The sequence below is a fragment of the Kluyvera sichuanensis genome, from assembly GCF_014218705.1.
In the GTDB taxonomy this organism is placed as follows: Bacteria; Pseudomonadota; Gammaproteobacteria; order Enterobacterales; family Enterobacteriaceae; genus Kluyvera; species Kluyvera sichuanensis.
The window spans coordinates 16,236-34,452 of the sequence record NZ_JABBJF010000028.1 but is presented as its reverse complement, the minus strand read 5'-3'; the positions used below and the strand labels follow the sequence as shown (position 1 = coordinate 34,452).

Sequence of the window (18,217 nt, the reverse complement as noted above, 5' to 3'; positions counted from 1 at the left end):
GCAAACTGTCTGTGGATCGGCTAAGGTGAAACAGTTTCACCCTGATACCGGAGGCAACAATGGTCTTTTTGGTCAGTGATGAAGTCCAGCCCAAGAACGGTGGGCCGCGGATGGTTGTAACGGGGTATGCCAGCGGGATGGTGGAGTGTCGCTGGTATGACGGCTTTGGCGTTAAGCGGGAGGCATTCCGCGAGGAAGAACTGATCCCAGGCAAAATTCCTCCGCAGGAGCAAGCTTAGTCTCTACCTTTGCGCCCGGCGTTAGCCGGGCGGTTTAGCGCCGCATTATTCCAGCGCTTTGTCGTAGTATGTCGTCGTGGAGCACCATGAATTATCAGCAGCAGGCAAGTATAGAACGGTATCGGGTGCTCGGCCCTAACGAGAGTGTGGGAGCGCAATTGTGCCTCCCGTGAACGTGACGACAGCAACCCCCACAGGCTGGTGGGCAAAATTAACGCGCCGCATTCGGCCAGACCGGGTGGTGAATATCTGCTTTCTGGTGGTGTTGTTCTTTTCAACGCTGCTGACCTGGCGCGAAACTATCGTGCTAGAAGACGCCTATATCTCCAGCCAGCGTAATAATCTGAAGAACGTCACTAACGATATGGACGCGCAGCTGCAGTTCAATACCGACCGGCTGATGTTTTTTCGCAACGGCATGCAATCGGCGCTGCAAATCCCGCTGGCGTTCGAAGTACTGCGCACCGCCGAGCAAGAGTTTGAGCGTCAGCGCGCGCAGGCCGACTGGCGTATCTCCCTCAATAACAACCGTACGCTGCCGCTGAACGGCGTCTCCGATGCCTTTGTTGAACACACTAATCTGCTCTCGCGCGATAACCCGCTGCTGGGCAACGAGTTTATGGCCACCATCGAGCTTGGCTATCTGCTGCGCCTGTCGGCGATGACGCGTCAGCATCTGGCGCGTTTTGAAACCCATATGCTGTACGTCTCACGTGCCGGTTTTTATCTCAGCACCGAGCCGACGCAGGAAGGCAGCATCACTGAATATTACTATCGTCTGGCAACCAGCCCGTGGTTTATCCAGCAGTCGCAGCGGGATAACCCGGAGCGGGGCGTTAAGTGGCAAACCACCTTTAGCCGCGATAAAACGCCGGTGGCACAGACCGTCACGGCCGCGGTGCCGCTTGATTATCAGCAGTACTGGTTTGGCGTGCTGGCTATTCAGCTCTCGGTCAGCGAAATGACCCAGTTCCTCACGCATGCGGTAGAGGGGGAGGATGAAGGCGAATATCAGCTTTATGACCGACGCATGAACCTGATTGCCTCTTCCGAACCTGATAAATCAAAGCACAGCCAACTGTCGCAGGAAGTCCAGGCGCAGCTGGCGCGGGCCTACGAATTGGAAAATGAAGGCAATGTGCGTGAGTTTTCGCGCTATATCAGCTGGGAGAAGCTGCGGAATTTTGACGGCGTACTGCTGCGCATCCACTCTCTGGAAGAGGGGATTCGCGGTGATTTCGGCTCTATCAGTATTGCTATCACGCTGTTGTGGCTGCTGTTTACCGCCATGCTGCTGATCTCCTGGATGGTTATCCGCCGTATGGTGCGCAATATGTCTTCGCTGCAGGATTCGCTTGAGTGGCGCGCGTGGCACGACATGCTCACTCGCCTCTACAACCGTGGGTCACTATTTGAGCGCGCGGGTATTGCGCTGGCGACCTGTCAGCAGGCCGGTGAACCGCTGGCGGTAATCCAACTCGATCTGGACCATTTCAAAAGCATTAACGACCGCTTTGGCCATCAGGCTGGTGACCGGGTGCTGATTCATATCGGGCGGGTTATTCTGAATAAGATCCGCAAAGACGATATTGCGGGCCGCGTCGGCGGGGAAGAGTTTTGTATCGTGCTGCCGGGCACGTCGCTGGCGCAGGCCGAGGTGATTGCCGAACGTATCCGGGACAGCATCAACAGTCGGGAGATTCTGATTGCCAGAAAACAGACCATTCGGGTGAGCGCTTCGTTGGGCGTTTGCAGCAGCGAAGAGCTGGAACAGTACGACTTCCAGCACCTGCAATCCGTTGCCGACAAGCGACTGTATCAGGCTAAAACCGGTGGGCGAAATCAGGTCTGCGCGAAAGATGGCTAGCAGGGTGATTAATCACGGTATGAAATATAAATTTAACTTATGGAAAACTGGTTAAATGGGATTAATCTTAAAGCCTGGCTGGCGCAAGTCTGAAAATAAAAATGTTATCTTCCTGATTTATCATCATGTTAGCGAAGCGTCTACGTAAGCACGACTACGCTGTCATATTAATTTATTAGGTGAATAATTCTTGTCATTCAACATAAACGACGATAATGTTTCACTCACGTCAGGTTTCCTGATGTAACGAATATTTCAATGCTTCTTGCTTAGGCAAGGTTGATCCCGACGCTCGCGTGTCGGGATTTTTTTTTCCACATTTAGCGCGTGACTTCCGTGACGCTGAAGTCGTGGATATCCAGCTCAAAGGCTTCCGCCAGATCGCGCCAGGTATGGTATTCGCGGCCGTCAACGCTCACGTGATGTGGGTCCTCAGTCGCGCGGTGGATTTCGCTTTCGCTGATTTCATTGATAGCTGCCAGCAGCGCATCAACGTTTACCCCTCGGGGGTCAATCGCCATCTTCATCACAGATACCCTTTATTTCCGTCCCTGTATAAGTATACATCTAATGAATGTTATTGCTCAAAAACTGACCAATTTAGTCAATGTGAATGAGAATTAAGCACTTATGCAGCGGGGCGCTGTCAGCGCGGTCATTTTGTTCTAAACTGGGCTAAACCACTCAGGAGATGACGTTTATGCAAGTTAACGATCGTGTGACGGTCAAAACAGATGGGGGGCCGCGTCGCTCCGGTGTCGTGCTGGCAATTGAGCAGTTCAATGAAGGCACGATGTATCTGGTGTCGCTGGAGGATTATCCGCTGGGGATCTGGTTCTTCAACGAGTCGGGGCACCCTGATGGTATTTTCGTGGAGAGCGAAGCGTAATTGAATCATCTGGCGGTAGCGATACCGCCAGTTTCCCTGCTGTTGTTGTCCTAGCGCATATTGACGTAAATGCCGGAGGTGACATTCTCCGCCAGCCGGACAACATGATAGATAACCTGCTTGTTATGCGTTTTTATTTTCTTTTTAATATTACCCTTATGTGACGATACGGTTTTGGCTTTAATATTCATCTGATCGGATATTTGTATCGTTCCCTGGCCTGACATCCACATTTTCAGCATGCTGGATTCCGTCCGACTTAATGACAGGGTAGAGATATTAGTTTGCTTTACTTCTGCCGTTTCTTTTTTCAGATAATTCCCCAGAATGCTATCGAGCGTTTCGGGTTTTATTGATTTAGAACTAATTAGCAGATTACTGCGCACCATCAGATATTCGTCAAAATGTATATTGGCAATCGCCATAAAAACAATGAACAACGTCCTGGGGTGTTGATTAATGATCTGCTTAATATGCAGACTACTCTGCACATCATGAATGAAGCAGTCCTCATTAATAAACACGACAGCTGGACCGCGAGCAGCACAGATCTCAGCGAGTCCGTCGACGTTATCTACATTGTCAATATCACGTTTTTTTACCCCACGACTGGCCAGGTATCCGGTTAACCCTAGCCGCGTATAACTACATAGATCCATAATAATCGTTGACATGGCATACCCTCACTCAATGCGTAACGATAATTAACCCAGTGCCCTCGAACTTCATCGCCGCAACGAACCTGGAAAAAATAAAAAACAAGAGGATGAAGACGAACAGGCGGCATCAACTATCCCGTAAAGTTACGTATAATTTGCCAGGAATCATCTCAAAGTAAAGTAAATGTTATGTTATGTGAAAGACCTAAAAACAAATAACCCGCGCCAGCGATATGCTGGTAGATGTTTTTTACGTTTGACTTTAGGAATTTCCTCATAATAACCAGGAGGGAATTATGGAGAATTTATGCGTGGTAACTCACTGATAATATCTGCTAATAGATCAAATATCTCACTAAATAAGTGCTCGCAGAACGGTGCGATAAGCGGCATTAATGCGGCCATCAGCAGAATACCGACGGTGAGGGTAATGGGAAAACCGATAACGAAGACCGACAGCTGTGGCGTCATGCGGTTGAGCATCCCCAGCGCCAGGTTAACCGTTAGCAGCAGGGTGATAATCGGCAGCGCGAGCATCAAACCGTTGAGGAAGATCATACCGCCCGCACGGGTTAGCGCCAGAAACGCGTTGCTGTTGATCGGCTCGCCGCCGATGGGCAGGGTGTGGAAGGTGTCGACCAGCAGCGAAATCAACCACAAATGACCGTTAAACACCAAAAACAGCAGCAGGGCGAGCATATCCATAATACGTGCCAGGATAGGCATGTTGAGGTTGCTACCGGGGTCAACAAACGTCGCAAACGACAGCCCCATCTGCAGGCCGATAATCTCGCCGCAGTAGCGTATCGCGGCAAAAGCGAACTGCATGGTAAACCCGAGCGCAATGCCGATAAGAATCTGCTGTAGCGCCAGCCAGAGCGCGGCTGCCGAGAAAATCGGTACTTCCACCACCGGCAAAGAAGGGGCAATAACGAGGGTAATGATGATTCCCAGCCCCACCTTGACGCGTTTAGGCACCGAGCGTTCGCTCAAAATCGGCGCGGTGGTGACCAGCGCCAGCACGCGCAGCAGCGGCCAGAAATAGAGGCTGAGCCAGGAGAGCCACTGGTCGCTGGTAAAATTGAGCATCGCGCTTAGCCGATGATATAGGGCAGGTTGCTGAACAGCGTGCGCACGTAGTCTAGCAGCAGATTAAGCATCCACGGCCCGGCGACGATGATAGCGATAAACACAGCGATGATTTTTGGAATGAACGACAGCGTCATTTCGTTAATCTGCGTCGCGGCCTGCAGAATACTGATAATCAGGCCGGTGACCAGCGACACCAGTAGCAGCGGGGCAGCCAACGCTAGCGCTACCTTCATCGCTTCGGTGCCCATCATCATGACGGATTCAGGGGTCATGGGTACTCCTTAACTGTAAAAACTCTGCGCCAGCGAACCGACCAGCAGCTGCCAGCCGTCAACCAGCACAAACAGCATTAGCTTAAACGGCAGCGCGATAGTGGCGGGCGGCACCATCATCATCCCCAGCGCCATCAGCACGCTGGCGATCACCAGGTCGATAATCAGGAACGGGATAAAAATGGTGAAGCCAATCTGGAAGGCCGTTTTCAGCTCGCTGGTGACGTAAGCCGGGAGCAGAATACGCATGGGTACGGCTTCTGGCCCCTGCATCGGCTGGCTGTTGGCCAACCGGGCAAACAGCGCCAGATCGGCTTCGCGCGTTTGACGGAGCATAAATTCACGCAGCGGCTGCGCCCCTTTTTCCAGCGCATCCTGCATGGTGATTTTATCTTCGCTGAACGGCTGATAGGCGTCGGTATAAACCTTGTCGATGACCGGCGACATAATGAAAAAGGTGAGGAACAGCGCCAGCCCCAGCAGCACCTGGTTAGGCGGCGCGGACGGGGTGCCCAGGGCGCTGCGCAGCAGGCCGAAGACGATGATGATGCGGGTGAAGCTGGTCATCATCAGCAAAATAGCCGGAAGGAAGGTCAGAGAGGTAATAAATACCAGCGTCTGAATCGGCAGCGACCAGCTCTGACCGCCGTTGGCCAGCGGTTGGCTGATAAGGCCTGGAAGTTCAGCAAATGCCGAAGGCGAAAGCAGTAATAGCCCACTCAGCGCAAGGGAATAAACACGACGCATCAGGATCTCCCGGGACGCTTAAGCATATTTTTCATCAGTGAAGCAAACTCAGGCGCAGCGGCCTGCGGCTGGCTATCGGTTGGTGCGGGCGGCAACTTATGCAGCAGCGTGACCTGTTGGGCAGTGACGCCTAGCACCAGGCGCGCATCGTCGACGTTCACAATGACCACGCGTTCGCGAGCGCCAAGTGAAGCGCTGGCGCTCACTTTCAACCCGCTAGCGGCCGGATTTCTCATCGCTCCGGGCATCACGCGTTTGACTACCCACGCGGCGGCCAGAATTAAGACAATAATGCCCAGCAATGCACCGCTCACCTGAATCAACGGCGAGGTCATGGGTTCATTGACATGGGCAACGGTCACCGGCGTGGTGGCCGGTGCTGCCGCCGCACCGTGGCTTGACGGCGCGGCGGCGTGGGCAGTAGGGGCGGATGGCGCAGCGTGGTTGGTACTCATTTTAACGGCTCAGGCGGCGCATACGTTCTGACGGCGTAATGATATCGGTGATGCGTACGCCGTACTTATCGGCCACGACCACGACTTCGCCCTGGGCAATCAGATAGCCGTTGATCAGAATGTCCAGCGGCTCGCCGGCCAGACCGTCCAGCGCCACCACGGAACCCTGCGTCAGACGCAGCAGCTCTTTGATGGTCATCCGGGTGCGCCCCAGTTCAACGGTCAGCTTGACCGGGATATCCATGATCAGGTCAATATCCTGCAGGGTGCCGCTGACGTCGCCGCCGCCCAGTTGCTGGAATACCGCATCGGCAGCGCTTTTGCTGCTGGTCGTTTTCTGTTCGTTCAGCGCGTCAGCCCACAGATCGTCCACGGATCCGCTGTTGTCATCGGGTGGAGTATTCATATCACTCATTTGGGCTGTTCCTCGTTCAGCGAATTCAAAATCGGGTTGATCAAATGTTCTACGCGCAGCGCATATTGCCCGTTAACCGTGCCGTACTGGCTGGTTAGCACCGGCACGCCGTCGACGTGCGCAATAATGCGATCGGGCTTCTCTATCGGCAGCACATCACCGGGTTGTAGTTTGAGTATTTGTGACAGTCGAAGCGAGATATCGGCGAAGTTCGCGACCAGTTCCAGCTCGGAATGCTGCACCTGGCGCACCAGGTTTTCGCGCCAGTTCTGATCCTCATGGCGCGAGTTTTCCAGCGGCGGGTTGACCAACAGTTCGCGCAGCGGCTCGATCATGCTGAACGGCAGGCAGATATTAAACTCGCCGGTCAGGTTGCCTATCTCTACGTGGAACGGGGTATTCACCACAATGTCGTTCGGCGAGGTGGTGATGTTGGTGAACTTCACCTGCATCTCCGAGCGCACATACTCCACTTCCAGTGGGTTAATCGCTTTCCACGCGTCGCTATAGCCTTCCAGCGCCAGCTTCAACATGCGGTTGATGACCCGCTGCTCGGTGTGGGTGAACTCACGACCTTCTACCTTGGTCGGGAAACGCCCATCGCCACCGAACAGGTTATCCACGGCGATAAACACCAGGCTTGGCGAGAACACCACCAGGCCGGTACCGCGCAGCGGCTTCAGATGGATCAGGTTAAGGTTGGTCGGCACCGGCAGGTTGCGGGCAAACTCGTGGTAGGGCTGAATGCGAATCGCCCCCACGGTGATGTCCGGACTGCGGCGCAGCAGGTTGAACAACCCCATACGGAAGTGGCGGGCAAAACGCTCATTGATGATCTCCAGCGCCTGCAGACGCTCGCGGACGACGCGTCGTTGGGTATTGGGATCGTAGGGGCGAATGTCATCTTCGCCCACAGCGCGTGCCTGCGGTTCGTTAGGATTGTCGCTGTCGCCGTTCAACAGCGCGTCAATTTCGGCCTGAGAAAGAATGCTATCGCCCATGGTGCTATCGCAAAATAAAGGCTGTATACAGCACGTCAGTGATGTTCTGTTTCGGCTGACCAGCAATCAACGGCGCGCTCAGCGTCTCTTTAATCTCGGCGGCGAGCTGTTTTTTGCCATCATCAGTAGCAAGCTTAGTTGCATCCTGGCGTGAGAGCAGCAGGAGCATACGGCTGCGAACTTCCGGCAGATAGTCATTCAGACGGGCGCGATCGGCTTCGGTCTTCATGCGCAGCGTCACGCCAACGTACAGCACGCGGTCGGCATCGCCGAGATTGACGGTAAAGGTATCCAGCGGGAAGAAGACCGGCGCGGCGGGCGGCGGCGCTTCTTTCGGCGCGGCGGTTTCCGCTTTGTTGGTTAAATGCCAGTAGCTGTAGCCTGCGGTGGCGCAGGCGGCGAGCGTTACCAGCACCAGCAGGGGGATCCAGAGGGAGCGTTTGCTCTTTTTATTGATAGCGGTGTCAGTCATCTGATGCGGTCTTCCTTTTTACTACTGCTTATCCGATGATTATCCCGCCTCCCGCGCGGGTCAAAGCGTGGAAAAGACGGGAATAATCGTGTTACCTCGGGCGTTTAAGCAAAGATATCTACCGCATTGTCCCCGCGAGCGGCGGATTGCAGGGCGGCAGGGACGGCAAGAAGCTCATTGTCATCCTGATTTTCGCGGCCGTCAGCGTCGCTGCGCGCGGCAAACGACTGTTGGGACGAAGGCTGTTGCTGCTGCCCGGCAAAACCATCGCTGCTGATATTGCTCTGTCCCAGCTGAATACCGCTCTCCTCAAGCTGCGTGCGCAGTACCGGCAGCGCAGCTTCCAGTGCGGCGCGAACGTGGCTGTGAGGCGAAGCCATCTGGATTTGCGCCAGGTTGTCTTCCACCTTCAGCGTAATGTGAACCTGACCAAGCGATTCCGGGTGCAGGCGCAGTTCGGCGGTCTGCTGGCCCGAACGGGTAAACAGCGTGATATGCTGGCTCACGTTCTGCTGCCAGTCCGGTGTGCCAAGCTGGGCGCGAATGTTTGCCGTTGCCGCTGCCGGAAGAACCGGTGCCGCATGGTTCTGGTTGGCGACCGGCGCCAGCGCAGCGGTTGCGGCCGTTGGGCTTGAGACGCTTTCCGATTCGGCTTTCTGCGTTGGGATCACAAAGGCGGAATCGGCGGGCAGCGTGCGAGCATCAACGCCCGTTTGTGTGGTCGGCGTGCCTTTGACATCCACAAAGCCCTGAGATTTTGCACCACCACGGCTGAGTGCGGTGGTCAGCGAACTGAGCGCGTCACCATTTTGCACAGGCGCCGTGACGGTTGCTGCCTGCTGAATCGGCGGAGTGACAGGTAGCATTGCCATCAACGCGCTGAGGCTTTTAAGGTCGTCGTCGCTGAGTTTGCTCTCAGCGGAATCGTCGTCACTTTTGACGTCCGCTTTACCGGTCGTGAGTTCACTTTTTAGATGTGCCGCCAGCGAGCTTAACAAGGCCTGAGCATCACTCGAAGCCGCGAAGTCACCGTCGCTTTCCGCGCTGGCGTTAGCCTGGGTGGCTTCCTGCTGAACCAGCCATTTGGTCAATGACTGTCCCTGAACTTTAATATCGCGCAGGCCTTTAGCATCGTCGCCGCTTAACAGTGCGGTTTTTGCACTACCTGGATCGGCGCTCTGGGTTAATGCGCCTGCCAGCAGCGCCAGAAAATCCTCGGGAGATCCCGGGGTTTTCGCCGTCGCGTCCGCGCCTGCAAGGTTCGCATCGCTAACAGCAAGATTAGGCAGAGTAATCATTCGGGTTTCCTCAAGGTTGCGCGTTGGGCAAACTCATCCATTTTTTTCTGATCAAGACGGTTTTCTGCCAGCAGCGCGGCAGAGGCTTGACGGTCCTGGAGCGTTTGCCATGCCTGCAAGCGCTGTTTTTTCTCGCGCCAGAAGTTCAGCGCCTGCTCCACTTTGTTATTCCACTGAACCAACTGCTGACGGTGCTGATCGATGGCTTTTTCCAGCGTCTGGATAAACTGCTGGTAGTTCTGCCATCGCAGGCTGGCAATGCCCTGCGTCATGTCGTTGTTCAGGCTGTTCTGGTATTCCAGTTGATAGTCCATCAACATCTTGAGCTGCTCTTCCGCCTGCTGGCAGCCGCGGCGCATTTCGCCCAGTACCAGGGCGGCGTTGTCCACGTCGGTTTCTGCCAATTCTTTCAGCGTTGCTAATGCACCGTGCTGCGCCATATTTGTGATCCTCTTGCTTCACTATGACGATGGGAAGATCAATTCCAGGGCCTGGATTGACGATTCCCAGTCTGCTTTTTCAAGAATGCCTTGCTGTAAAAATGCTTCCAGATGCGGCCAGAGCGTAATGGCCCTGTCGAGCATCGGATCGCTGCCCTTGGCGTACGCGCCGACGCTTATCAGGTCGCGGTTACGCTGGAAGCTCGAGAGCAGCTGCTTAAAGTTGCGCACCCGAGCGTAATGCTCTTCGCTGATGAGCGCGGTCATTGCACGACTGATTGACGCTTCAATATCAATCGCCGGATAGTGCCCGGCCTCTGCCAGCCGACGCGACAGCACGATATGACCATCAAGGATGGCGCGCGCGGAGTCGGCAATCGGATCCTGCTGATCGTCGCCTTCGGTCAGTACGGTATAAAACGCGGTGATTGAACCGCCGCCGGTGATGCCGTTGCCCGCACGTTCAACCAGCGCGGGCAGTTTGGCGAACACGGAAGGCGGATAGCCTTTGGTGGCCGGCGGTTCGCCGATCGCCAGTGCGATCTCACGTTGCGCCATGGCGTAGCGGGTCAGGGAATCCATGATCAGCAGGACGTGCTGACCGCGGTCACGGAAATCTTCCGCCACGCGGGTGGCGTAGGCGGCACCCTGCATACGCAGCAGGGGAGAGACGTCCGCCGGGGCGGCAATGACTACCGAACGCGCGCGGCCTTCGGTGCCAAGAATGTTCTCGATAAAGTCTTTCACTTCACGGCCACGTTCGCCGATAAGCCCGACGACAATCACGTCGGCGCGGGTATAGCGGGCCATCATGCCGAGCAGCACGCTCTTACCGACGCCGGAACCAGCAAACAGCCCCATACGCTGGCCGCGCCCGACGGTGAGCAGGGCGTTGATTGGCCGCACGCCGGTATCCAGCACGTGCTCAATCGGCGTGCGCTGTAAGGGGTTAAACGGCGCGGTGATCAGCGCCCCGGTTTCGGTGGTGTCGGGTGATGGCAGGCCGTCGAGCGGTTTGCCGCTGCCGTCGAGTACGCGGCCCAGCAGCGCCGGGCCAAGCGGTAGCTGTTTGCCGCTTTGCAGGCCGTCGCCAGCAATATTGCGGGCATAGACGCGTGCGCCGGGCAGAATGCCTTCCACCTCTTCGAGGGGCATCAAGAACAGGCGATGACCGTTGAAGCCGACCACTTCGGCCTCCACTTCCTGCATCTCTGCCCCTTGCTGGCGCTCAATAATGCAGGTCGCGCCAAGCGGTAGCTGTAGCCCGGTGGCTTCCAGCACTAGCCCGGTAGCGCGAGTCAGGCGACCGTAGCGGCGCACGGCAGGCAGCTGCGCGATGCGCGCTTCGAAATTGTCGAGCGTATTCAGCCAGCGGGTCAGACGCACGGTCATCAGCAGGCTCCCGGTGCCGCCAGGCGGCACAGTTCCTGCCATCGCGTGGCTACGCTGGCATCGAGATCGCCTTCATCAGCGGAGACTTTGCAGCCGCCGGGGTGCAGCGTTGGGTCGCCGCGCAGCCGCCAGCCGTGCAGGTTGAGCGTGGCGCCGAGCATCTCCTCAACGCGCGGTAAATCTTCCGGGCTGACGCGCAGCTGCGGTTTGCCGCTGAACAGCGGTTCCTGCTGCAACAGCGCCTGGATCTGCTTAATCAGCGCGGTGTTATCCACTACCGGTACCTGGCCGACAATCTGTCGCGCCGCTTCCAGCGCCATCTGCATCAGGCGCGAAGCAATCACGCTGTCGAGGGTATCCAGCGTATGCTGAAACTCGCTTGCCAACTGCTGCATTCGGGCGTGAATAGGGGCCTGCTCCTGTTTGGCCTGTACCAGACCCTGTTCGAGCCCCTGCGCCAGACCTTCTTGATAACCCTGCTGCTGACCGGCGGCATGACCTTCATGCAGCCCGGCCTGGTAGCCCTGTTCGTGGGCCTGAATCTGTAACTGAGCCAACTGCTGCTGTTGAAGCTGTTCAGCGGAGATCTCCTCCTGCTCGTCACTCGGCTCGTCGAGGGAGAGCGGGGTAAACTCCATCTCCATCGGCGGCGAGAGATCGTCAGGCTGCCAGACTTTCCACGGCGTGGTATCAGACATAGGTGTCGTCTCCGCTGCCAATCACCATCTCGCCGGTTTCGGCCAGACGACGCACAATAAGCAGGATGGCTTTCTGTTCGTTCTCGACCTGAGACAGACGGACCGGGCCACGGTTTGCCAGATCGTCGCGCAGAATGTCGGCCGCACGCTGGGACATATTGCGCAGGAACTTCTCGCGCAACGGCGGCTCGGAGCCTTTGAGAGCAATGAGCAGCGATTCGGAGTCCACTTCCTGCAGCAGGCGCTGGATGCTGCGATCGTCGACCTCGACCAGGTTTTCGAACAGGAACATCTCGTCGATGATTTTCTGCGCCAGATCGCCGTCGAATTCGCGTACCGCGGTGATGACCGCTTCTTCCTGCTGCGTTTTCATCAGGTTGATAATTTCGGCCGCCGTTCTCACGCCGCCCATTTTGCTGCGCTTGAGGTTCTGGCCGTCGAGCAGGTTGTTCAGCACTTCGGTCAGCTCCGCTAGCGCCGCCGGCTGCACGCCGCCGAAGGTGGCGATACGCAGCATCACATCGTGACGCAGACGCTCGTCGAACAGCGCCAGAATATCTGCCGCCTGAGCACGTTTGAGGTGCACGAGGATGGTGGCGATAATCTGCGGGTGCTCGTCGCGAATAATATCGGCGGCGCTCTGCGGCTCCATAAAGTTGAGGGTTTCGATGCCGCTGGTGGTTTCGCGGGTTTCGAGAATATCCTCCAGCAGGCTGGCAGCACGCTCTTCGCCCAGCGCTTTTACCAGCACCGTACGCAGATATTCGTTGGCGTTGACGCTGAGCGCCGCGAACTGCTCGGCTTCTTGTTCAAACTCCGACAGTACATCGGTCAGTTGCTGATTGGAGATCTGCTTTACGCCCGCCATTGCGGTACTCAACTGCTGTACTTCGCGGGTGCTGAGGTGCTTAAACACCTCCGCCGCGCGGTCTTCGCCAATCGTCATCAGCAGAATGACGCTTTTATCGATTCCAGAAAGGTTACTCATGGTCGTTATTCATCCATTGGCGAATGACCAGCGCCACGACGCGCGGATCGTTATCAGACATTTCGCGGATACGTTGGCTCATGACCTCAGCACCCAGGCGCTGGTTAGCGCGGCGCTGCTGTGTCTGCTCATCTTTGCTGAGGCGAACCTCAACGGCTTGCTGCGTTTCCTGCCGGACTTTCGTCTGTTCGGCGGCTGCCAGCGCGATGGCTTCGCGGCGCTGGAGCTGCGGTTTAATCGCTTTACGCCACAGCAGCCAGGCGACAATCAGCACCAGTAACCAACGACCGGCGGACAACAGCTGATCGATAAACGACTGCTGCTTCCAGAACGGCAGTTCGCCGCCGCTTTCATCGGTTTCATTAAACGGTGAGTTAACCACGTTCAGGGTGTCGCCACGGGTGGTGGAGAAGCCCATCGCCTCGCGGGTCAGATCTTCAATCTGCTTCATCTGATCGCTGGTCAGCGGCAGCGGTTTCCCGTCCGGCAGATTGCGATAGTTGACCACCACGGCCACCGACAGACGCTGGACATCGCCGACGTTTTTCTTGGTGTGCATGATGGTGCGGTCAAGCTCGTAGTTGCTGGTTTCATTGCGCTGCGTATTGCGCGGACCGGTGGTGGTGGTATTCCGGTTCGCGGCGGTCTGGCCGTTAGCTTGATTGGCTGGCGGCGTGGCGATCGGCGCAGAAGGTGCCGGGGCGGGCGTGTTGGCTAAGGCGCCCGGTACGCCGCCCGGATAAGGGCTGCCTACCTGATCGCTTTCGCTGACCTGACGGGAACGCACCGCTGCCTGGCTGGCATCGCCGTTCGGGCGATACTGCTCGTCGGTTTGCTCTTTATTGTCGAAGTTAAGCTGGGCGGTAACCTGCGCATGGACGTTGCCGTTGCCGACAATCGGCCCCAGAATCGCTTCGATACGGCGCTGAACGCGGCCTTCCACGTCGGCCGTGTATTTTAACTGCGCATCGTTGAGGTCGCGGGCGTTGGTGTTAGACTGGGTCAGCAGGTGACCCCCCTGATCGACCAGCGTCACGTTACCCGGCGGTAAACCCGCTACGGCGCTGGAAACCAGATGCACCACGGCAGAAATCTGGCCTTCATCAAGCGCGCGACCCGGTTCCAGGTTGACGGTGATGGAGGCGGAAGGGGATTTTTGTTCACGGACGAACAGCGACGGCTTCGGCATGGCTAAATGCACGCGGGCGCTTTTTACCGGGCCGAGGGTTTCAATGGTACGGGCCAGTTCGCCCTCCAGCGCGCGCTGGTAGTTCACCTGCTCGCTAAACTGGCTGATGCCGAATTTTTCCTGATCGAGCAGTTCAAAGCCGACCGCGCCGCCCTTCGGCAGGCCGATCTGCGCCAGACGCAGACGCAGTTCGTGAACTTTATCCGCAGGCACTTCCAGCGCGCCGCCGTTATCGGCAAAGCGGTAGGGGACGTTCATCTGGGTTAACTGCGTGACGATAGCGCCGCCGTCCTGATCGGACAGGTTGCTGAACAGCGTGCGATAGTCTGGGGTTTTTGCCCACAGCACCATCGCCACCAGTACGGCCACCGCAGCTGCGCTGGCGACCATCAGTGGAATTTTAGGATTCGCGCGCAGGCGGTTGACCCACTCTAAGGTTTTATTTTGTGGCGTAGCCGTAGCACTCGCGCTCATTGCGCACCTCGTCGATCCTGATCAATGGCGTTAAACGTTAACGAAAACAAAGCAGACTCCCAGGTCAGAACACATAAAGATAGCCATGCCATTATTTGTTCCTTTAGGAAATTTGATGGGCCAAATAACCCGTTTTTATGGTGCTATTTAGCGCCTTTATCTTATTGACAAACTGGTAAGCTCGTTCCCAGGTTAAACACAATCCGGGAGTTCATATGGCGATTCAGGGTATTGAAGGTGTTCTGTCACAGCTGCAAGCCACGGCGGCGATGGCGCGCAATCAGAGCGTGGATACGCAACCAAGCATCAGCTTTGCCGGGCAGCTTCACGCCGCGTTGGATCGGGTGAGCGAAACGCAAAACAGCGCGAAGGCGCAGGCGGAGAAGTTTTCGCTGGGAGAGCCGGGCATCGCGCTGAACGATGTGATGACCGACTTGCAAAAAGCGTCGGTCTCGCTGCAGATGGGGATTCAGGTGCGCAATAAGCTGGTGAGTGCGTATCAGGACGTGATGGCTATGCAGGTTTAATCGTTAGTCCGTCCCGAAAACGGTGCCGGATGGCGTTTCGCTTATCCGGCCTTCAACGGTAATCCTCCTTTCTGATTATTCCTTTCATTTCTCAACTCTCCACGCAATGGTCAATTACCGTGAAACGGTAGTCGGTTTAACGCTATAATGTTTCTGTTTTTTTCTCCCGGAACAGGACGAATAATGAAAAAATTAGCCATTGTGGCGGCGATGTTAACGCTGGCAGGTTGTGCGCAGATCACCGATTACTCCGCCGTGGTAAAAGCCCCGGCACCGGCGGGGCTGGCAGGGTACTGGCAGTCGGTTGGCCCGCAAAGCGCGTTGGTGAGTCCCGAAGCGATGGGCAGCCTGATTGTGACCCGTGATGGTGATACCCTGGACTGTCGCCAGTGGCAGCGTGTGATTGCCGTTCCGGGGAAACTGATGCTACGTGATGCGGACGTCTATAACGTCACCGATAAGCTGGACGTTTACGCGGTGAAGCGTGACGGTAATACGTTGAAGTATGATGGGATGACGCTACAGCGCGTCGAACGCCCAACGGTAGAATGTGCCGCTGCGCTGACCAAAGCGCCGCTGCCGTCCGTACTGCCGTAAGGCACTGTCGCTCCGGCACAAACCGTTGCCGGAGCGAACCCTGTTAATGGTTCAGATCGACATTATCCTGAGGCACCAGCACCTGGCCCCCCTGTTTGCCATAGGTCGACATCACCGACTTTTGGATCGACGATTGCCCCACCAGTTTGGCCAGTTCATCCATGCGCGCCTGTAGCAGACGTTTTACGGTGTTTTCATTATCCAGTACCGTGCGCAGCAGCGGACGAAGCTGCTCCTGAACCGGGTCGGTAGGTTCACTTATCTGGGTTAATTGAGCAATCTTTTGCACCGCATTAACGTATTCCATTTCACTGGCAATCAGTTCATCCCATAGTCCTTCCGTAGCAAGTCGCAGCATCCTGTTGCTTTTTTCGACCAGATGTTGGTACGCGAGATAAAGGTGCGGTGCATAGCTCATTAGACGGCGTCCTGAATCAAGTTAGGCGTAAGCAGAGATTCCTTCCAGGCATCGGCGATATTGCGCATGAGGTTTTCCACCTCTTCAACGGCACCGGTGTCATTGTGCAGGTTGGCCTGCAGAAGTCGTCTCACCATATAGGCGTAGAGCGCTAACAGATTCTGCGTCAGCTCATCGCGGCTCTCTTCATCAAGGCCGATTTTCAGACCATTTTCGATGATGTTGATCGCCTTCGACAGGGAAAGCCCTTTACCCTGCAGATTGCCATCCTGCATAAACAGGCGGGCGCGAATCAGCGCGCTGAGCGCGCCGTCGAACAGCATGCTGATAAGCTGCTGCTGGCTGGCGCTCATCACGGCGCTTTCTACTCCAATCTGTGCGTAGGCCTGCGTACCTTTTGCCCCGTACATGATGTCTCTCCTGGTTAAGAATGATTACTTGGAACTGCTGGTAGATTCGAACTGCTGCGTTAAATAGCTGCTGGTGTTATTTAACGAGGTCATCAGCACGTCCAGTTGGGTAAATTGGTCTTTATAACGGGCGACCTTCTGATCGATCAGATCGCTGGCGGCGTTATAGTCTTTGGTCAGTTTGTTCAGCGTTTTGCTGACGCCATCTTTAGCGGCCTGGATGATCCCGGTGCTGGAGAGCCAACTGGTCAGGTTGCTGCCGATGGTGGTGGTGATACCGGTTTTTTTGCCGTCGCCGACGATCAGCGTGCCAACGGCGGAGGAATCTTTTTTCAGCGCGGCGCTGAGTTTGTCGTCATCGACTTCCAGTTGACCGGTGCTTGGGTCAGAAGTGACACCAATCTGGGCCAGCGTTTTGTAAGTAGAAGAACTCAGCGTATTGCTCAGCGCGCTCTTGAGTTGGGTCTGAATGGTGCGCAGCGTGGTGTCGCCAATCAGCGCGCCGTTGTTAGTGCTTTGGCTGTCGGAGCCAGGGTCAACCGCGGTGTATTTGGTCAGGCTGCTGAACGTATCCTGCAGGGCGTTATAGGCCGTCACCCACGCTTTTACTGCCGCTTGCGCTTTTGTCGTATCCTGGGTGATGGTCAGCGTCTGGTTGCCGCTGGTGACGTCATTGAGGTTCAGCGTAATATCTTCCAGCGCATCGCTGATGGTGTTGCTGCTGTTTTCAATCGCAACGTTATTCACCGTAAGCTTGGCGTTTTGCGCCGTCACGCTCTCGGTCATCCCGTTGCCGTCACCGTCTTTGACGCCGTTATAGCCCATAAAGCTTTGTAGCGCGCTGTCGCCGCTGACGCTGAGCGTCATGGCGTTATCTTTGCCGGTGTCATTCGAGGTCACTGACAGGCGATAGGCCCCGCCGACGTTAATAATACTGGCGCTGACGCCCGCTTTGGCGTTGTTGATGGCATCGCGGATCCCGGCTAACGAGGAGTTTGCCGCGCTGATATCAATGGTCACCGGCTTTTTGTCGCCGCCCTGTTGAATCGTCAGGACGCTGTCGCTGGTGGCGATGGCTGTTTTGCTGTCGGCCTGCGTTTTACTGGTGGTCAGCGTTTGCGCCTGCGCCAGCTGGGTCACGCTAATGGTGTATTTACCCGCAATGGCGTTGCCGGTGGTGGTGGCGCTAAAGGCGGTAGTGGTGCTGGCCGTTGTGGTGGCGGTAAACAGGTCCGCTTTAGACAGCGCGGTGTTGGCGGTCTGGAACGCCTCCAGCGAGCTTTTCAACGTGCCGTAGCCGCTGAGCTTAGCGGAGTAGGAGGTTTGCTGTTTGGTAATAGGCGTTAACGTGGCTTTTTCAGCTGCGGTCAGGCTATCCAGAATGTCGCCCAGCTTCAGGCCGGATCCGATCCCCAATGAAGAAATACTTGCCATTTTTATTCCTTAAATGTGTCGACACGTAGAATGAATGTCTGGGTTATCGGCCTGAATGCGTCAAAGTTTACGCTTAATTGTTTTTTTTTAATGGCGAGAATAAGGGCAACAGAAAAGAGTATTTCGGCGGCTAAAAAAAAGCGGGTTTGGTAAAAAAAATTCTAAAGGTTGTTTTACGGCAGACGATAACACCTTTGACGGCGATTGAGCCGACGGGTGAAAACCCAATACGTAATCAACGACT

23 protein-coding genes are annotated in these 18,217 nt (G+C 56.0%); 5 read left to right on the top strand and 18 right to left on the bottom strand.

Going from position 1 to position 18,217, the window contains the following annotated elements:
• Positions 1-59 precede the first annotated feature (59 nt).
• Positions 60-239 carry a YodC family protein gene (locus HII27_RS21545; RefSeq protein ID WP_185669468.1) on the top strand — a complete coding sequence of 60 codons (180 nt, stop codon included), beginning with the start codon at positions 60-62 and terminating at the stop codon, positions 237-239.
• 169 nt (positions 240-408) lie between these two features.
• Positions 409-2,106, top strand: coding sequence for a cellulose biosynthesis regulator diguanylate cyclase DgcQ (dgcQ, locus tag HII27_RS21540; protein ID WP_185669467.1), 1,698 nt, complete (start codon positions 409-411; stop codon positions 2,104-2,106).
• 320 nt (positions 2,107-2,426) lie between these two features.
• Here dgcQ and HII27_RS21535 read toward each other — a convergent pair whose 3' ends face one another.
• Positions 2,427-2,633 (bottom strand): YodD family protein, encoded by a 207-nt coding sequence (locus HII27_RS21535; RefSeq protein WP_185669466.1) that lies wholly within the window; start codon positions 2,631-2,633, stop codon positions 2,427-2,429.
• Positions 2,634-2,806: 173 nt separating this feature from the next.
• On the opposite strand from HII27_RS21535, the gene dsrB reads away from it, so the two are divergent.
• The gene (gene dsrB, locus HII27_RS21530) at positions 2,807-2,995 is read left to right on the top strand and encodes a protein DsrB (protein ID WP_185669465.1); all 189 of its coding nucleotides are present in this window, start codon (positions 2,807-2,809) and stop codon (positions 2,993-2,995) included.
• A 50-nt stretch (positions 2,996-3,045) separates the two neighbouring features.
• On the opposite strand, the gene rcsA is transcribed toward dsrB, so the two are convergent.
• The 14 genes from rcsA to fliF form a co-directional block, all read right to left on the bottom strand.
• Positions 3,046-3,669, bottom strand: coding sequence for a transcriptional regulator RcsA (rcsA, locus tag HII27_RS21525; protein ID WP_185669464.1), 624 nt, complete (start codon positions 3,667-3,669; stop codon positions 3,046-3,048).
• A gap of 279 nt (positions 3,670-3,948) precedes the next feature.
• Positions 3,949-4,743 (bottom strand): flagellar biosynthetic protein FliR, encoded by a 795-nt coding sequence (gene fliR / locus HII27_RS21520; RefSeq protein ID WP_185669463.1) that lies wholly within the window; start codon positions 4,741-4,743, stop codon positions 3,949-3,951.
• Positions 4,744-4,748: 5 nt separating this feature from the next.
• On the bottom strand, positions 4,749-5,018 hold the full coding sequence (gene fliQ, locus HII27_RS21515; protein ID WP_062778154.1) for a flagellar biosynthesis protein FliQ: 270 nt from the start codon (positions 5,016-5,018) through the stop codon (positions 4,749-4,751).
• Between the two features lie 9 nt (positions 5,019-5,027).
• Positions 5,028-5,765 carry a flagellar type III secretion system pore protein FliP gene (gene fliP / locus HII27_RS21510; RefSeq protein ID WP_185669462.1) on the bottom strand — a complete coding sequence of 246 codons (738 nt, stop codon included), beginning with the start codon at positions 5,763-5,765 and terminating at the stop codon, positions 5,028-5,030.
• Positions 5,765-6,100 carry a flagellar biosynthetic protein FliO gene (gene fliO, locus HII27_RS21505; RefSeq protein ID WP_185669492.1) on the bottom strand — a complete coding sequence of 112 codons (336 nt, stop codon included), beginning with the start codon at positions 6,098-6,100 and terminating at the stop codon, positions 5,765-5,767. The genes fliP and fliO overlap by 1 nt, the downstream gene beginning before the upstream one ends.
• 121 nt (positions 6,101-6,221) lie before the next feature.
• Positions 6,222-6,635 carry a flagellar motor switch protein FliN gene (gene fliN / locus HII27_RS21500; protein WP_185669461.1) on the bottom strand — a complete coding sequence of 138 codons (414 nt, stop codon included), beginning with the start codon at positions 6,633-6,635 and terminating at the stop codon, positions 6,222-6,224.
• Entirely contained in the window at positions 6,632-7,636 is a 1,005-nt protein-coding gene (gene fliM / locus HII27_RS21495) for a flagellar motor switch protein FliM (RefSeq protein WP_185669460.1), read from the bottom strand. The genes fliN and fliM overlap by 4 nt, the downstream gene beginning before the upstream one ends.
• A 4-nt stretch (positions 7,637-7,640) precedes the next feature.
• Entirely contained in the window at positions 7,641-8,108 is a 468-nt protein-coding gene (gene fliL, locus HII27_RS21490) for a flagellar basal body-associated protein FliL (RefSeq protein ID WP_185669459.1), read from the bottom strand.
• A 104-nt stretch (positions 8,109-8,212) separates the two neighbouring features.
• Positions 8,213-9,406, bottom strand: coding sequence for a flagellar hook-length control protein FliK (locus HII27_RS21485; RefSeq protein ID WP_185669458.1), 1,194 nt, complete (start codon positions 9,404-9,406; stop codon positions 8,213-8,215).
• Positions 9,403-9,846 (bottom strand): flagellar export protein FliJ, encoded by a 444-nt coding sequence (gene fliJ, locus HII27_RS21480; RefSeq protein ID WP_106929946.1) that lies wholly within the window; start codon positions 9,844-9,846, stop codon positions 9,403-9,405. Before fliJ ends, HII27_RS21485 begins: the two co-directional genes overlap by 4 nt.
• A 21-nt stretch (positions 9,847-9,867) precedes the next feature.
• Entirely contained in the window at positions 9,868-11,238 is a 1,371-nt protein-coding gene (gene fliI / locus HII27_RS21475) for a flagellar protein export ATPase FliI (protein ID WP_185669491.1), read from the bottom strand.
• A complete protein-coding gene (gene fliH / locus HII27_RS21470; RefSeq protein ID WP_185669457.1) occupies positions 11,238-11,936 on the bottom strand; it encodes a flagellar assembly protein FliH in 699 nt (232 codons plus the stop codon). Before fliH ends, fliI begins: the two co-directional genes overlap by 1 nt.
• Entirely contained in the window at positions 11,929-12,924 is a 996-nt protein-coding gene (gene fliG / locus HII27_RS21465; protein WP_185669456.1) for a flagellar motor switch protein FliG, read from the bottom strand. Before fliG ends, fliH begins: the two co-directional genes overlap by 8 nt.
• A complete protein-coding gene (gene fliF, locus HII27_RS21460) occupies positions 12,917-14,587 on the bottom strand; it encodes a flagellar basal-body MS-ring/collar protein FliF (protein ID WP_185669455.1) in 1,671 nt (556 codons plus the stop codon). Before fliF ends, fliG begins: the two co-directional genes overlap by 8 nt.
• A gap of 215 nt (positions 14,588-14,802) precedes the next feature.
• Here fliF and fliE point away from each other — a divergent pair, with 215 nt between their 5' ends.
• Both fliE and yedD read left to right on the top strand, forming a co-directional pair.
• Positions 14,803-15,114, top strand: coding sequence for a flagellar hook-basal body complex protein FliE (fliE, locus tag HII27_RS21455; RefSeq protein WP_185669454.1), 312 nt, complete (start codon positions 14,803-14,805; stop codon positions 15,112-15,114).
• A 183-nt stretch (positions 15,115-15,297) separates the two neighbouring features.
• On the top strand, positions 15,298-15,711 hold the full coding sequence (gene yedD / locus HII27_RS21450; protein WP_185669453.1) for a lipoprotein YedD: 414 nt from the start codon (positions 15,298-15,300) through the stop codon (positions 15,709-15,711).
• A gap of 43 nt (positions 15,712-15,754) precedes the next feature.
• On the opposite strand, the gene fliT is transcribed toward yedD, so the two are convergent.
• From fliT to fliD, 3 genes are read right to left on the bottom strand one after another with little or no spacing between them, the layout of a single operon-like run.
• Positions 15,755-16,129, bottom strand: a complete 375-nt coding sequence (fliT, locus tag HII27_RS21445; RefSeq protein ID WP_185669452.1) for a flagella biosynthesis regulatory protein FliT — start codon at positions 16,127-16,129, stop codon at positions 15,755-15,757.
• Positions 16,129-16,539, bottom strand: coding sequence for a flagellar export chaperone FliS (gene fliS / locus HII27_RS21440; protein WP_185669451.1), 411 nt, complete (start codon positions 16,537-16,539; stop codon positions 16,129-16,131). Before fliS ends, fliT begins: the two co-directional genes overlap by 1 nt.
• A gap of 24 nt (positions 16,540-16,563) precedes the next feature.
• Positions 16,564-17,973 carry a flagellar filament capping protein FliD gene (fliD, locus tag HII27_RS21435; RefSeq protein ID WP_185669450.1) on the bottom strand — a complete coding sequence of 470 codons (1,410 nt, stop codon included), beginning with the start codon at positions 17,971-17,973 and terminating at the stop codon, positions 16,564-16,566.
• Positions 17,974-18,217: the final 244 nt, after the last annotated feature.

What these genes read in the sequence shown, in the direction of transcription:
- HII27_RS21545 (WP_185669468.1), top strand. Translation starts at nt 60, where the DNA reads ATGGTCTTTTTGGTCAGTGATGAAGTCCAGCCCAAGAACGGTGGGCCG.
- HII27_RS21535 (WP_185669466.1), bottom strand. Translation starts at nt 2,633, where the DNA reads ATGAAGATGGCGATTGACCCCCGAGGGGTAAACGTTGATGCGCTGCTG.
- dsrB (WP_185669465.1), top strand. Translation starts at nt 2,807, where the DNA reads ATGCAAGTTAACGATCGTGTGACGGTCAAAACAGATGGGGGGCCGCGT.
- rcsA (WP_185669464.1), bottom strand. Translation starts at nt 3,669, where the DNA reads ATGTCAACGATTATTATGGATCTATGTAGTTATACGCGGCTAGGGTTA.
- fliR (WP_185669463.1), bottom strand. Translation starts at nt 4,743, where the DNA reads ATGCTCAATTTTACCAGCGACCAGTGGCTCTCCTGGCTCAGCCTCTAT.
- fliQ (WP_062778154.1), bottom strand. Translation starts at nt 5,018, where the DNA reads ATGACCCCTGAATCCGTCATGATGATGGGCACCGAAGCGATGAAGGTA.
- fliP (WP_185669462.1), bottom strand. Translation starts at nt 5,765, where the DNA reads ATGCGTCGTGTTTATTCCCTTGCGCTGAGTGGGCTATTACTGCTTTCG.
- fliO (WP_185669492.1), bottom strand. Translation starts at nt 6,100, where the DNA reads ATGACCTCGCCGTTGATTCAGGTGAGCGGTGCATTGCTGGGCATTATT.
- fliN (WP_185669461.1), bottom strand. Translation starts at nt 6,635, where the DNA reads ATGAGTGATATGAATACTCCACCCGATGACAACAGCGGATCCGTGGAC.
- fliM (WP_185669460.1), bottom strand. Translation starts at nt 7,636, where the DNA reads ATGGGCGATAGCATTCTTTCTCAGGCCGAAATTGACGCGCTGTTGAAC.
- fliL (WP_185669459.1), bottom strand. Translation starts at nt 8,108, where the DNA reads ATGACTGACACCGCTATCAATAAAAAGAGCAAACGCTCCCTCTGGATC.
- HII27_RS21485 (WP_185669458.1), bottom strand. Translation starts at nt 9,406, where the DNA reads ATGATTACTCTGCCTAATCTTGCTGTTAGCGATGCGAACCTTGCAGGC.
- fliJ (WP_106929946.1), bottom strand. Translation starts at nt 9,846, where the DNA reads ATGGCGCAGCACGGTGCATTAGCAACGCTGAAAGAATTGGCAGAAACC.
- fliI (WP_185669491.1), bottom strand. Translation starts at nt 11,238, where the DNA reads ATGACCGTGCGTCTGACCCGCTGGCTGAATACGCTCGACAATTTCGAA.
- fliH (WP_185669457.1), bottom strand. Translation starts at nt 11,936, where the DNA reads ATGTCTGATACCACGCCGTGGAAAGTCTGGCAGCCTGACGATCTCTCG.
- fliG (WP_185669456.1), bottom strand. Translation starts at nt 12,924, where the DNA reads ATGAGTAACCTTTCTGGAATCGATAAAAGCGTCATTCTGCTGATGACG.
- fliF (WP_185669455.1), bottom strand. Translation starts at nt 14,587, where the DNA reads ATGAGCGCGAGTGCTACGGCTACGCCACAAAATAAAACCTTAGAGTGG.
- fliE (WP_185669454.1), top strand. Translation starts at nt 14,803, where the DNA reads ATGGCGATTCAGGGTATTGAAGGTGTTCTGTCACAGCTGCAAGCCACG.
- yedD (WP_185669453.1), top strand. Translation starts at nt 15,298, where the DNA reads ATGAAAAAATTAGCCATTGTGGCGGCGATGTTAACGCTGGCAGGTTGT.
- fliT (WP_185669452.1), bottom strand. Translation starts at nt 16,129, where the DNA reads ATGAGCTATGCACCGCACCTTTATCTCGCGTACCAACATCTGGTCGAA.
- fliS (WP_185669451.1), bottom strand. Translation starts at nt 16,539, where the DNA reads ATGTACGGGGCAAAAGGTACGCAGGCCTACGCACAGATTGGAGTAGAA.
- fliD (WP_185669450.1), bottom strand. Translation starts at nt 17,973, where the DNA reads ATGGCAAGTATTTCTTCATTGGGGATCGGATCCGGCCTGAAGCTGGGC.